Raw genomic sequence first — 501 nt, forward strand, 5'->3', positions numbered from 1 at the left:
CCGCCTGAGTGGCGCGCTGGCGCCGGTGGTGCTCGCCGCGGCGGGCTCGTGATCCCGGGCGGCAGCCTGCGCGCCGAACCGCCGGGCGACGTCACCCCCTCCGCTTCCGCCTCCGCTTCCACTTCCACCCCAGCCGGGACGGTCGCTGCCCGCGACGCCCGCCTTGCCGGCGACAGCGAGCGCACCCGCCTGGTGGTGGATCTCGACGGCGCGGTGCCGTTCCGCGCCTTCACGCTGGGCAGCCCCTACCGGGTCATCCTCGATCTGTCCGGCGTCGCCTTCCGCTTCGCGGGCGCGCCCGACCAGATGCGGCGCGGCCTCGTTTCCGTCCTGGCGCTTCGGCGCGCTGGCGCCGGGCAAGGCGCGCATGGTTCTGGAGGCGACCGGCCCCGTGGCCATCCGACAAGGCGCTTCGTTGCTGGAGCCGCACGACGGCGAGCCCGCCCGCCTGGTGGTGGATCTGGTGCCGACCGACGCGGCGCGCTTCGAGCGCCTCAGATC

The 501-nt window shown here is 75.6% G+C and carries 1 pseudogene; it reads left to right on the forward strand.

Annotation, left to right across the window (positions count from 1 at the left end):
- Nucleotides 1-213: 213 nt before the first annotated feature.
- A pseudogene (locus AC2W7M_RS27240) lies at nucleotides 214-501 on the forward strand (hypothetical protein); the annotation flags it as partial.

This window comes from Xanthobacter sp. BG11Y11_SDJG (assembly GCF_057364445.1).